Source organism: Aminithiophilus ramosus, from assembly GCF_018069705.1.
Taxonomy (GTDB): Bacteria; Synergistota; Synergistia; order Synergistales; family Aminithiophilaceae; genus Aminithiophilus; species Aminithiophilus ramosus.
In genome coordinates, this window is sequence record NZ_CP072943.1 from 1716515 (window position 1) to 1728519 (window position 12005).

The 12005-nt window shown below is 58.1% G+C and carries 11 protein-coding genes and 2 tRNA genes; 4 read left to right on the plus strand and 9 right to left on the minus strand.

Translation table 11 applies throughout. The annotated features are described in order from the left end of the window. Nucleotides 1-5: 5 nt before the first annotated feature. The 5 genes from KAR29_RS07870 to KAR29_RS07890 form a co-directional block, all read right to left on the minus strand. A complete protein-coding gene (locus KAR29_RS07870; protein ID WP_274372457.1) occupies nucleotides 6-923 on the minus strand; it encodes a DUF1385 domain-containing protein in 918 nt (305 codons plus the stop codon). Continuing rightward, entirely contained in the window at nucleotides 920-1603 is a 684-nt protein-coding gene (gene thyX, locus KAR29_RS07875) for an FAD-dependent thymidylate synthase (protein WP_274372458.1), read from the minus strand. Before thyX ends, KAR29_RS07870 begins: the two co-directional genes overlap by 4 nt. A 55-nt stretch (nucleotides 1604-1658) precedes the next feature. After that, nucleotides 1659-1892 (minus strand): 50S ribosomal protein L31, encoded by a 234-nt coding sequence (gene rpmE / locus KAR29_RS07880; protein ID WP_274372459.1) that lies wholly within the window; start codon nucleotides 1890-1892, stop codon nucleotides 1659-1661. An 82-nt stretch (nucleotides 1893-1974) separates the two neighbouring features. After that, nucleotides 1975-2472 carry a HutP family protein gene (locus KAR29_RS07885; protein WP_274372460.1) on the minus strand — a complete coding sequence of 166 codons (498 nt, stop codon included), beginning with the start codon at nucleotides 2470-2472 and terminating at the stop codon, nucleotides 1975-1977. A gap of 471 nt (nucleotides 2473-2943) precedes the next feature. Next, nucleotides 2944-4362 (minus strand): ISNCY family transposase, encoded by a 1419-nt coding sequence (locus KAR29_RS07890; protein WP_274372461.1) that lies wholly within the window; start codon nucleotides 4360-4362, stop codon nucleotides 2944-2946. Between the two features lie 228 nt (nucleotides 4363-4590). On the opposite strand from KAR29_RS07890, the gene KAR29_RS07895 reads away from it, so the two are divergent. After that, nucleotides 4591-6690 (plus strand): M14 family zinc carboxypeptidase, encoded by a 2100-nt coding sequence (locus tag KAR29_RS07895; protein WP_274372462.1) that lies wholly within the window; start codon nucleotides 4591-4593, stop codon nucleotides 6688-6690. 261 nt (nucleotides 6691-6951) lie between these two features. Continuing rightward, nucleotides 6952-7914 carry a TAXI family TRAP transporter solute-binding subunit gene (locus tag KAR29_RS07900; protein ID WP_274372463.1) on the plus strand — a complete coding sequence of 321 codons (963 nt, stop codon included), beginning with the start codon at nucleotides 6952-6954 and terminating at the stop codon, nucleotides 7912-7914. Between the two features lie 109 nt (nucleotides 7915-8023). Here KAR29_RS07900 and KAR29_RS07905 read toward each other — a convergent pair whose 3' ends face one another. After that, nucleotides 8024-8227, minus strand: a complete 204-nt coding sequence (locus KAR29_RS07905) for a cold-shock protein (RefSeq protein WP_274372464.1) — start codon at nucleotides 8225-8227, stop codon at nucleotides 8024-8026. A gap of 168 nt (nucleotides 8228-8395) precedes the next feature. Beyond that, the gene (locus KAR29_RS07910) at nucleotides 8396-8599 is read right to left on the minus strand and encodes a cold-shock protein (RefSeq protein WP_274372465.1); all 204 of its coding nucleotides are present in this window, start codon (nucleotides 8597-8599) and stop codon (nucleotides 8396-8398) included. A 173-nt stretch (nucleotides 8600-8772) separates the two neighbouring features. Between KAR29_RS07910 and KAR29_RS07915 the strand changes: the two genes are divergently transcribed. Both KAR29_RS07915 and KAR29_RS07920 read left to right on the plus strand, forming a co-directional pair. Further along, nucleotides 8773-10086, plus strand: coding sequence for an ISNCY family transposase (locus KAR29_RS07915; protein WP_274372466.1), 1314 nt, complete (start codon nucleotides 8773-8775; stop codon nucleotides 10084-10086). Nucleotides 10087-10308: 222 nt separating this feature from the next. Next, nucleotides 10309-11622 (plus strand): ISNCY family transposase, encoded by a 1314-nt coding sequence (locus tag KAR29_RS07920; RefSeq protein WP_274372467.1) that lies wholly within the window; start codon nucleotides 10309-10311, stop codon nucleotides 11620-11622. A 168-nt stretch (nucleotides 11623-11790) separates the two neighbouring features. On the opposite strand, the gene KAR29_RS07925 is transcribed toward KAR29_RS07920, so the two are convergent. Together KAR29_RS07925 and KAR29_RS07930 are read right to left on the minus strand one after the other, a co-directional pair. Further along, nucleotides 11791-11867, minus strand: a tRNA-Arg gene (locus KAR29_RS07925). A gap of 12 nt (nucleotides 11868-11879) precedes the next feature. Continuing rightward, nucleotides 11880-11973: transfer RNA gene (locus KAR29_RS07930), tRNA-Ser, on the minus strand. Between the last annotated feature and the right edge of the window lie 32 nt (nucleotides 11974-12005).

Consider the following 12005-nt stretch of genomic DNA (forward strand, 5'->3'; position numbering starts at 1 on the left):
CGGAGTCAGGAACGGTTCCCGTCGCCCAGAGCCTCTCTGAGGGCGGCGAGGGCGACTTCGATCTGATCCTCGTCGGGCTCGCGAGTCGTCAGATACTGGAGGTAAAGGGCCGGAGCCATGATCGCCCGTCCAAGCCCCTCGCTCCGAGAGGCCCATCGGATGATCTCGTAGGAAATGCCCACGACGAGGGGGAGGAAGATGACCCGGGAGAGGCCCTTCCACCACCAGGGGCCGCCTCCGACGAGGGCGAAGACGACGATGCTGACGGCGACGACGACGAGGATGAACGAGGTGCCGCAGCGGCCGTGAATGCGGCTGTAACGGCCGACGACATGGGGTTTGAGCGTCGCGTCGGCCTCCCAGGCGTTGATCGTCTTGTGCTCCGCTCCGTGATAGGCGAAAACCCGCCGCATGTCCTTCCAGAGGCCGATGAGGGCCACGTAGCCGATGAAAACGACGGCCCGGACAAGGCCTTCCAGGAGGTGACGGGCCCAGACGGAAAGGCGGAGCCCCTCCTGAATCCACGTCGAAACCCAAAGGGGCAGAAGGAGAAAGAGACAGACCACTCCGGCGATGGCGACGGCGAGGGAAAGGGCCAGCTCCCAGGGGGAGAGTTTCTCCTCCTCGTCCTCCCCCAGAGAGACCTGGGCCGAAAGGGTCAGGGCCCGAGTGCCGACGACGAGCATCTCGGCCATCGTCGCCATCCCCCGCAGAAGGGGAAAACGCCAGAGTCCCTGAGAGGACCAGGGACGATTGCCCCAGGCCTTGGTCCAGATCTCCCCTTCGGGACGACGGACAGCCAGCCCCCACTGGGAAGGCCCTCTCATGAGAACGCCCTCGATGACGGCCTGACCGCCCACGGGAATTTTCTCGGCCGAGAGAAGAAGATGGATCGCCACGAGAAGCCTGCCGAGGAGGGTCATGCCAGGAGCTCCTCGACGGAGGCGTAGGGGCGGCCGCAGGGTCGCGCCTCGCCGCAGGTCCCCCGGACGACGCAGGAGGGACCGGAAAGAGAAAAAAGAGAGGGCGCGACGGCGAGGACGAGGCGGAGCATCTCCCGGGCGAGGTCCCGGATCTCCCACTGGGCGCGACGGCAGAGACGAAGGGAGAAGAAGTGATGGAGCTCCCGGGCGTTCATGGTGACGACAAGGCGCGTCTCCCAGCCGTGAGGGAGGAGATAGCGGGCGTCCTCCTTGGGAAGCCCCAGGGCGACGAGCTTCGCGTAGGCCTCGTGAGCTGCGGCCGCCGCCTCCAGAAAGACCCGGGAGGCCTCGGCGTCGCCGGCGACGGAGGGGGGGAGCACGACGCGGACCGAACCCATCTCCACGTAACGCTGACTCTGCTGGGAATAGCTGGCCAGGCGGTGACGGACGAGCTGATGGGAACAGACGCGACTGATGCCGTCGACGGCGAAGGTGAAGGAAGCGTGTTCAAAAGGGGAAAAATGGCCGCTCCGATTCAGATGGGCCAGGAAAGCCGACGCCTTCGTCTCGTCAAGTCCCTCCATGAGGGAAAGAGCCGTCGCGTCGCTGTAGCAGAGTCGTGCGGCCGCGGCGACGACGCGCGCGGCGTCCGGCGTGTGAGCCAGAAGTCGAACCGACATGAGAACCTCCTAGCGATTCCGAGAGCGAACAAAAAAGGGGAGCCACGCTCCCCCTCTAGGCCTCGTCTGTCTGCTTCTGTCCGTAGTCGATGCCTTCGTACTTCTTGCGGAACTTCTCGAGCCGTCCCGCCTCGGAGACGACGCGTCCCTTCTTCCCCGTATAATAGGGATGACAGACATTGCAGACGGCCACTTTCACTTCCGACACGGTCGAGCGCGTCTCGAACGTGTTTCCGCAGACGCAAGTGACCTTACACGTATCATAGTGGGGATGGATGCCCTTTTTCAAAGTAAACCTCACCTCCCGGTGACATTCGGGTCAACACAGTAGCTGATTCTAACACGACGGAGAAGACCCCGCAACGCGGAAACTAAATATTCATGGTTCCCACGCCGCACCGCTCGTGATGGGCGGCGGCGTGGTAGGCGGCATCGCCCATCACGGCGACGGAGATCCAATGATCGTTGCGCACGATGGCCAGCTTGGCTCCCACGCTGACCTCCAGAAGCGACGGCGGCATGAAGGCGTTCATGGCCTCGAGGGCGGCATGCATGAGGGCATGCATCTCGTCGGGTTTCTTCTCGACGATGGCGGCGTTGAGGGCGGCTCCCACGACGGACCGCGTCACCTTCTGCGGAAGATCTCCGGCAAGGCCTCCGATTTCCGTCGCGACGGCCCTCCATCCGATGCGCTGTACCTGCTCCTTGACGAGGCGTTCATCCTCCGTCGAGAGCGTTGCCGCCAGGAGCAGGGCCACGCGGCCGATCTGGCTTTCGTCGAGGACCTTGAGGTCGACGCGAAGGGAGAAGACACTCTCCTCTCCGGGAGGGAAAAGAGGCCCCTCGTCGGAGATCCGCTCCCCGGACACCCTGTCCGAAACCTGGCTATGAAGCGGCTGCGCCTCCTCGGACGGGCGCGATTTCTCCTCCGGGTCAGCCGCGAAAATGTGCCTCCAAATCATTGAAAGCCCCTCCTTAAACCGTCACCGTCACCGTCCGCTGCCCGACGAGCGTGGGGCAAGCCTGAGAAGAGAGAACCCTCTCGATTCGTCAGCCATTGTGATGGAAGTTTCCCTTCTTGGCAAGCCTTCTCCCGCTTCCTTTCGAAAACCACAGGTGGTTCCTCAAAAAATGTAGGCTTTTTCGCTGGATGTCGAATTCCCCCAGCATAATTAGGTTATTATTATATAAAAATAAAAACCCTATAAATACCTGTCAAGGGACACTAAAAATGTCATCTAAAAAGAGGGTCTGAGGGACAATGAAAGTGTCGCTTTCGAGGGGCTGAAATCGCCCCCGTCAACAGCCCGCCTTGGCTTTCCTCCGCGGCGGAGGTCCTTCTAGGGAGGGGAACCCGTCCCTTGCTCGGAGCCGACCGCCGCGGCAGGAGGAGCGGGATTCTGTCGCCAGGGATGGTCTGCCGCCGGCTTCCTCTGCTTCTTCGTTTTGCATGGAGTGCCTGTCTTCGTCTCGATGACAGGCGGGGGAGTCGCAGGGGGCTCTTTGTCGACGGCTGCGAGATCGTAGAGCCCGTCATGGACAAGAGCCAGGAGTTTCCCGTCGAGCTTCTCGATGACCTTGACCGCCTGTCCTCTGGCAAGAAGCAGGGGGCGTCTGCGGGGGCCTATCAGGGCGTACTGTTTTCCGTCGAGGGAAATCGTCGAGTCTCCCGAGGCCTTCCGGTCGGTCTGGCGAGTCAGGAGGAGATCGAGAGCGGGGCCGTCCGGCGGAGGGAGAAAGGCAGATGCCCCCTCTGCGGGAGGACGAGCGAACCTCGGGTTATGGACCTCTCCCGGGTAGGCGGCGAGCAGGACGTTGGCCTCTTCGATCGTTTTCACTCCGGCCCGTCGGAAGGCGACGACGAGACGATCCTGAAGAGTTCCCCGGAGCCTTTCGATCCGCCCCTTCGCCTGGGGAGACCCTGCAGGGACATAGCGAGTTCCGAGAACCTCCAGAGCGCGGCCGAACTGGGTTACAGGCGCCGAGTCCTCCAGCTCCTCCTTGATCGTCAGTTTTTCCGACTTGGGAGAAAGGAAGATGGTGTGGCGGTCGGCGTAAAGCTCGCGAGGCACGCCGTGGCGATCAAGCATCTGACGGAGCACGCGGAAGTAGCCGAAGAGGCACTCATTCCTGGCCATCCACAGACCGAGGACCTCTCCTGTGGCATCGTCCACGCCGTGGAGAGTGCAACGCTCACCGATCTCGAACCAATCGAAAGGAGAGGCGTCCATCTGGACCAGATCGCCTCGTCGGGACCGTCGGACCCTGCGGGAACGCCGCTTCGGGGCCCGGTGGCGATGAACGAGGGACAGGTTCTCCGCGCGAAGGAAACGGGCGATGCTCTTGGCGCTCAGCACGAGATCATGCTCTTCGGCAAGGAGTTCGGCCATGTGCTGACAGCTCGTATCCCTGTAAAGACCCTTGGCCAGACTGACGACGAAATCCCGTGTCTCCTGAGAGATTCTGCGCCGGGACGGTTTGCCTCGTCCCTTGTGCAGGAGCCCCTGCGCTCCTTCTTCCCGGTAGCGTCGTTTGAGCCGAAAGACCTGACGGCGGCTCAGACCGAGCCGATCGGCCACCTCCTGAACCGTCAGGTTGCCCCAGCCTCTTCCACCAACCCCAAGCGCCTTGCTTCTTTTGTCTTCATGAGTAGGTCTCTCCTGGTCGTCATAAGTGACATTTTCCCTGTCCTCTTCACGAGTGACAATACCATTGTCCGGCGACAAAAACCCTATAAATACCTTGACACCGATCGGCATTTGTGATTTATTGTAGATATTGTATGGAAATAAGAATATTTTTAATAAATTCGACCTCTCTGGGAGGGGGTGAAAAATCAAAGGCACATCAATTTGCCACTCTTTCTCCACCGCGTTTTATGTCCGTGTCCCTCTACGAGGAGGTGCTTGCCTGGGAAAACTCTTCTTGACAGCCTTAGCGGACAAAGCTGCTCTTCAAGCTATAACATTTCGAAAGGAGCAAAAGAAATGAAGAAATTATTTCAAAAAATAATTCCAGCAATCTTGTCGCTTTTTTTCTTCTCATCTATGGTTTTCGGAGGATATCAGGATGTTACCGGGACATATGGGCCAGATGGTCCTTTTTATAGTCCTTGGTCCTACTCCCTCCCCCAAGCAGTTCTTGATTTCCACATTGCCCCAGAAGGCATTCAATATGATACTCCTGGATTTAAAGATGGAAAAAGAAATTTTACATCTCACAAAGAAATGATTGATTTTATAAATGGACTATCTCGCGAAAATATGACTTTAAAAACACTTGGCGAATATCCCGATGGATTCTCGATGCCAGTTATGATCTTCGCAGAAAATAAAGCTTCTTCTCCGGAAGAATTGCTTTCTTTAGGAAGACCTATTGTCTGGATTCAAGCTCAGATTCACGGCAACGAACCCGCTGCTGGCGAAGCTGCCCTTGTTCTGGCCGAACGACTAGCCGACGGAGATCTGACTCCACTCCTCAAAAAACTTTCCGTCGTCATGTTGCCTCGAATCAACGCAGATGGCTCCAAGCGGTTTGACCGCCTTACTTTTGCCCTGGGCAAGGATGAGAACTCCGCCGAAGATCGAAACACCAACATGCGCGATATGAACCGGGATCATCTACTCTATGAGGTGCCTGCAACGCGTGCCGTCCATGGACTTTTCAATGCCTACATGCCTCACGTCGCTATCGATCATCACGAGTATGGCCCCATCTACCGGTACAACGGCGCAGAATACTATAAATTCCACGATATTCTGACCATGTTCGGCGTTAACCTCAACATACCCGAAACAGTCAGAGCAATGTCAGAAGAGCTCTTCGAGGTCGAAATAGCCGAAAACCTTCAATCGAATGGATTATCCCATCATTGGTACTACACTGGCAGCGGCAACGCTATTACAGAAGGTGGATTTGACGCTCGCATCGGCCGAAACGCTTTCGGGCTCCTCCCCTCGATTAGCTTCCTCGTCGAAAGCCGCGGCATCGGGATAGGCAGAGAAGATTTCCTCCGCCGCGTCTATGCCCACGTCACAACGGCCGAAGCCATATTGGAGACAACCGCTGACAATGCTGATACAGTCCTTGAGGTTGTTGAAGCGGCTCGAAACGACGAAATCAATAATGGGGCCACAATAAGCTCCGATGACGTCCTAGTCGTTACCATGGAGACCGTCGCTGAACCTATATCTTTTGATCTGATCAACACTTCCGGCGACTTGGTCAACATCAATATCACGGGCCACCGCGCACGCACAGGTCACCCCGTCCTCGAGCGCATTCGCCCTCTGGCCTACCTTTTCTCCGGCGATGTTGGCGAAAAAATTGTCGAAAAACTAATTTACGCCGGTGCTAGCATAGAACGCTTCTCCGAAGACACAGAAGTCGAGGTGGAGTTTTTCATCAAGCGCAATACGGGCTATAAAATCTCTAAAGATGAATTTCTTTTCACCAAAGATGCTTACGTAGTCTTTATGGACCAGCCTCAAAACGGTCTGATATCCCAAATGACTGAACCTGAAGCCTCGTATAGCGTTACGGGCATTCTCACCGACGAATTATCTCCTGATCTTGTTCTGCCTGTTTATCGTTATTTAGCATCAAATAAACTACCGACCTACACATCCTCTGTGATCATGCCGGAAGTTAGCGGAGCTGTCATTAAATCAATACATATCGCCACAAATGACGAAAAAATGACCGCTCAAGAGCTTTTGCAAAAAAATAACACCAACATCAACGTCATGTTTTTGCAAAGCTATTTTATAAATTTACACGATGGCAAGGATTCCTTCTTTATGACCTTACCCTCTCAGATCAATGGCACGAACATCACAACTTGGTACCTCTATCAGTGGGCCAACCAGGAATGGGAGCAGGTTGATGCAGAAAGACTGTCTACCGCTGCCCTAGCCGACTTGAGTCTGCCTGTTTCGAAAGAATTCATCGATTCCACCGGAGAAGTCCGCCTCATTGGGGCCAGCGCGACTGCCACGACAGGAGACTCGGGAAGCTCTGGCTGCTCCGTTGGCTTTGCTCCTGCAATAATACTTCTCCTTATACCCGCTATTTTCATTAAAAGGTAATTGCATTTGCGCCACAAAATTCCGCTTACCCCTGATCGATCCTTGACCGCACAGACCGCCCTCAAGAGCAATGACCATGAAAAACAAAGAACGCCGCCCCTTGCTCACCCCTCGTTTTAACCTTATACTTTTTCCCAGAAGTAATGAAGAAATGGAGGAGGTGACGGAAAGGCGACAACATGGGCGGTATCTTTATTTCATTTCCCCTTTTTCAACCCCTCGGGGGATCGGTGAACAAGTCTGACTAGGAGGAGATTTCGCATGAAAAAGTTCACGCTTCTCTTCGCCGTCGCCCTTCTGGCCCTGTCGGCCTTTGCCGGCTCGGCCTCGGCCAAGACCTTCCTCTCCATCGCCACGGGCGGCACTGCCGGCACCTACTACCCCATCGGCGGGGGCATCGCCGACGTCGTCACCCGCAACGCCGAAGATCTTCAGGTCACGGCCGAGACGGGCAACGCCTCGGCGGCCAACCTGAACCTCATCGGCACCCACCAGATCGAGATCGCCCTCGTCCAGAACGACGTCGCCTTCTGGGCCTGGAAGGGAGAGAACATGTTCACCGCTCCCTTCGCCAACGTTCGGGCCATCGCCTCCCTTTACCCCGAGCACGTCCACCTCATCACCCTCAAGAAGACGGGCATCAAGAACTTCATGGACATCAAGGGCAAGCGCGTCTCCGTCGGCGCCCCCGGCTCGGGAGTCGAAGCCGACGTCCGCAGCATCTTCCAGGTCGCCGGCCTGAAGTACGAGGACATGTCCACGGACTTCCTCGACTTCAACAACACGACGTCCCGCTTCAAGGACGGCCAGCTCGACGCCGGATTCGTCGTCGCCGGCTATCCCGTGGCCTCCATCATGGACCTGGCCACGATGCACGACATCGACCTCGTCTCCTTCGACGAGGAGTTCCTCCAGAAGCTCGAGGCCCAGTTCCCCTTCTTCGCCTCTGACGTCATCCCCGCCGGCACCTACAAGGGCATCGACAGCGACGTCATCACTCCCGCCGTCATGGCCATGGTCGTCTGCGACGGAGACCTCCCTGAAGAGGTCATCTACACTTTCACCAAGACGCTCTGGGAGCACATCGACGAGCTCTACAAGGTCCACAACAAGGCCCAGCTCATCACCCTCGACACGGCTCTCGTGGGCATTTCCGTTCCCGTCCACCCCGGCGCCGCAAAGTATTACGCCGAGAAGGGCATGGCCGTACCCGAAGTGAAGTAAGGACCTCGCGCCCGCAGCTGTCGGATCAGGAAAGAGGGGGCCCCGAAAAGGGGCCCCCTCTTTCCTGATCGCCGCGCCGCCTCCGGAGAGAGGAGACGGCGGAAGAGACCTAGATACGACTGACGTTGACGGCCTGCTCGCCCTTCTGTCCCTGGGTGATGTCGAACTCCACCCGCTGTCCCTCGGCGAGGCTTTTGAAGCCATCCATGGTGATGGCGCTGAAATGGACGAAGACATCCTTGCCCTCATCGGTGGTGATAAAACCGTAACCCTTTGCATCGTTGAACCATTTGACCGTTCCCTGAAGACTCAAGACAGTTCCCCCTATACAGAAAATAAAGTCTGGCGAGGCGCCGTACAACGAGATTACACTAGTTTATGAAAATGATCTTGTCAAGTATAATCGGCAAAGACGGCCCACGCAGACGACAAAGAAGGCGACAACCCGAAGGATGTCGCCTTTCGCTCTAATGGGGAAGGGTTAGATCTTGACGACGTTGGAGGCCTGAGGGCCCTTCTGTCCCTGGGTGATCTCGAACTCCACCCGCTGACCCTCGGCGAGGGTCTTGAATCCATCCATAGCGATGGCGCTGAAGTGGATGAAAACGTCTTTGCCCTCGTCGGTGGTGACAAAGCCGTAGCCCTTCGTCTCGTTGAACCACTTAACTGTACCCTTTGTTGTCAAGGTATTGCCTCCTAACAGGTATTGATCGGCGGCGCCTGCCGACACGACTGATACTATCTCAATGAAAAACTTTTGTCAAGGACTAAAAAGGGGACTGTCGCCGGACAATGGTATTGTCACTCGTGAAGAGGACAGGGAAAATGTCACTTATGACGACCAGGAGAGACCTACTCATGAAGACAAAAGAAGCAAGGCGCTTGGGGTTGGTGGAAGAGGCTGTCGCGGGCAACCTGACGGTTCAGGAGGTGGCCGATCGGCTCGGTCTGAGCCGCCGTCAGGTCTTTCGGCTCAAACGACGCTACCGGGAAGAAGGAGCGCAGGGGCTCCTGCACAAGGGACGAGGCAAACCGTCCCGGCGCAGAATCTCTCAGGAGACACGGGATTTCGTCGTCAGTCTGGCCAAGGGTCTTTACAGGGATACGAGCTGTCAGCACATGGCCGAACTCCTTGCCGAAGAGCATGATCTCGTGCTGAGCGCCAAGAGCATCGCCCGTTTCCTTCGCGCGGAGAACCTGTCCCTCGTTCATCGCCACCGGGCCCCGAAGCGGCGTTCCCGCAGGGTCCGACGGTCCCGACGAGGCGATCTGGTCCAGATGGACGCCTCTCCTTTCGATTGGTTCGAGATCGGTGAGCGTTGCACTCTCCACGGCGTGATTGACGATGCCACAGGAGAGGTCCTCGGTCTGTGGATGGCCAGGAATGAGTGCCTCTTCGGCTACTTCCGCGTGCTCCGTCAGATGCTTGATCGCCACGGCGTGCCTCGCGAGCTTTACGCCGACCGCCACACCATCTTCCTTTCTCCCAAGTCGGAAAAACTGACGATCAAGGAGGAGCTGGAGGACTCGGCGCCTGTAACCCAGTTCGGCCGCGCTCTGGAGGCTCTCGGAACTCGCTATGTCCCTGCAGGGTCTCCCCAGGCGAAGGGGCGGATCGAAAGGCTCTGGGGAACTCTTCAGGATCGTCTCGTCGTCGCCTTCCGACGGGCCGGAGTGAAAACGATCGAAGAGGCCAACGTCCTGCTCGCCGCCTACCCGGGAGAGGTCCATAACCCGAGGTTCGCTCGTCCTCCCGCAGAGGGGGCATCTGCCTTTCTCCCTCCGCCGGACGGCCCCGCTCTCGATCTCCTCCTGACTCGCCAGACCGACCGGAAGGCCTCGGGAGACTCGACGATTTCCCTCGACGGAAAACAGTACGCCCTGATAGGCCCCCGCAGACGCCCCCTGCTTCTTGCCAGAGGACAGGCGGTCAAGGTCATCGAGAAGCTCGACGGGAAACTCCTGGCTCTTGTCCATGACGGGCTCTACGATCTCGCAGCCGTCGACAAAGAGCCCCCTGCGACTCCCCCGCCTGTCATCGAGACGAAGACAGGCACTCCATGCAAAACGAAGAAGCAGAGGAAGCCGGCGGCAGACCATCCCTGGCGACAGAATCCCGCTCCTCCTGCCGCGGCGGTCGGCACCGAGCAAGGGACGGGTTCCCCTCCCTAAAAGGACATCCGCCGCGGAGGAAAGCCAAGGCGGGCTGTTGACGGGGGCGATTTCAGCCCCTCGAAAGCGACACTTTCATTGTCCCTCAGACCCTCTTTTTAGATGACATTTTTAGTGTCCCTTGACAGGACTAAAAAGGGGACCTGTCGCCGGACAATGGTATTGTCACTCGTGAAGAGGACAGGGAAAATGTCACTTATGACGACCAGGAGAGACCTACTCATGAAGACAAAAGAAGCAAGGCGCTTGGGGTTGGTGGAAGAGGCTGTCGCGGGCAACCTGACGGTTCAGGAGGTGGCCGATCGGCTCGGTCTGAGCCGCCGTCAGGTCTTTCGGCTCAAACGACGCTACCGGGAAGAAGGAGCGCAGGGGCTCCTGCACAAGGGACGAGGCAAACCGTCCCGGCGCAGAATCTCTCAGGAGACACGGGATTTCGTCGTCAGTCTGGCCAAGGGTCTTTACAGGGATACGAGCTGTCAGCACATGGCCGAACTCCTTGCCGAAGAGCATGATCTCGTGCTGAGCGCCAAGAGCATCGCCCGTTTCCTTCGCGCGGAGAACCTGTCCCTCGTTCATCGCCACCGGGCCCCGAAGCGGCGTTCCCGCAGGGTCCGACGGTCCCGACGAGGCGATCTGGTCCAGATGGACGCCTCTCCTTTCGATTGGTTCGAGATCGGTGAGCGTTGCACTCTCCACGGCGTGATTGACGATGCCACAGGAGAGGTCCTCGGTCTGTGGATGGCCAGGAATGAGTGCCTCTTCGGCTACTTCCGCGTGCTCCGTCAGATGCTTGATCGCCACGGCGTGCCTCGCGAGCTTTACGCCGACCGCCACACCATCTTCCTTTCTCCCAAGTCGGAAAAACTGACGATCAAGGAGGAGCTGGAGGACTCGGCGCCTGTAACCCAGTTCGGCCGCGCTCTGGAGGCTCTCGGAACTCGCTATGTCCCTGCAGGGTCTCCCCAGGCGAAGGGGCGGATCGAAAGGCTCTGGGGAACTCTTCAGGATCGTCTCGTCGTCGCCTTCCGACGGGCCGGAGTGAAAACGATCGAAGAGGCCAACGTCCTGCTCGCCGCCTACCCGGGAGAGGTCCATAACCCGAGGTTCGCTCGTCCTCCCGCAGAGGGGGCATCTGCCTTTCTCCCTCCGCCGGACGGACCCGCTCTCGATCTCCTCCTGACTCGCCAGACCGACCGGAAGGCCTCGGGAGACTCGACGATTTCCCTCGACGGAAAACAGTACTCCCTGATAGGCCCCCGCAGACGCCCCCTGCTTCTTGCCAGAGGACAGGCGGTCAAGGTCATCGAGAAGCTCGACGGGAAACTCCTGGCTCTTGTCCATGACGGGCTCTACGATCTCGCAGCCGTCGACAAAGAGCCCCCTGCGACTCCCCCGCCTGTCATCGAGACGAAGACAGGCACTCCATGCAAAACGAAGAAGCAGAGGAAGCCGGCGGCAGACCATCCCTGGCGACAGAATCCCGCTCCTCCTGCCGCGGCGGTCGGCTCCGAGCAAGGGACGGGTTCCCCTCCCTAGAAGGACCTCCGCCGCGGAGGAAAGCCAAGGCGGGCTGTTGACGGGGGCGATTTCAGCCCCTCGAAAGCGACACTTTCATTGTCCCTCAGACCCTCTTTTTAGATGACATTTTTAGTGTCCCTTGACAGGACTAAAAAGGGGACCTCCCAAGAGATCCCCTGAATTGACTGGCGCGCCGGACAGGACTTGAACCCGTAACCTCCTGGTCCGTAGCCAGACGCTCTATCCAATTGAGCTACCGGCGCGCGTTCTCGATATGGCGGTGGGACAGGGATTCGAACCCTGGAGCGAGGTTTTAGCCCCGCTACTCGCTTAGCAGGCGAGTGCCTTCAGCCGCTCGGCCATCCCACCTCGGTCTGCGGGAACTATTCTATGAGCCGACC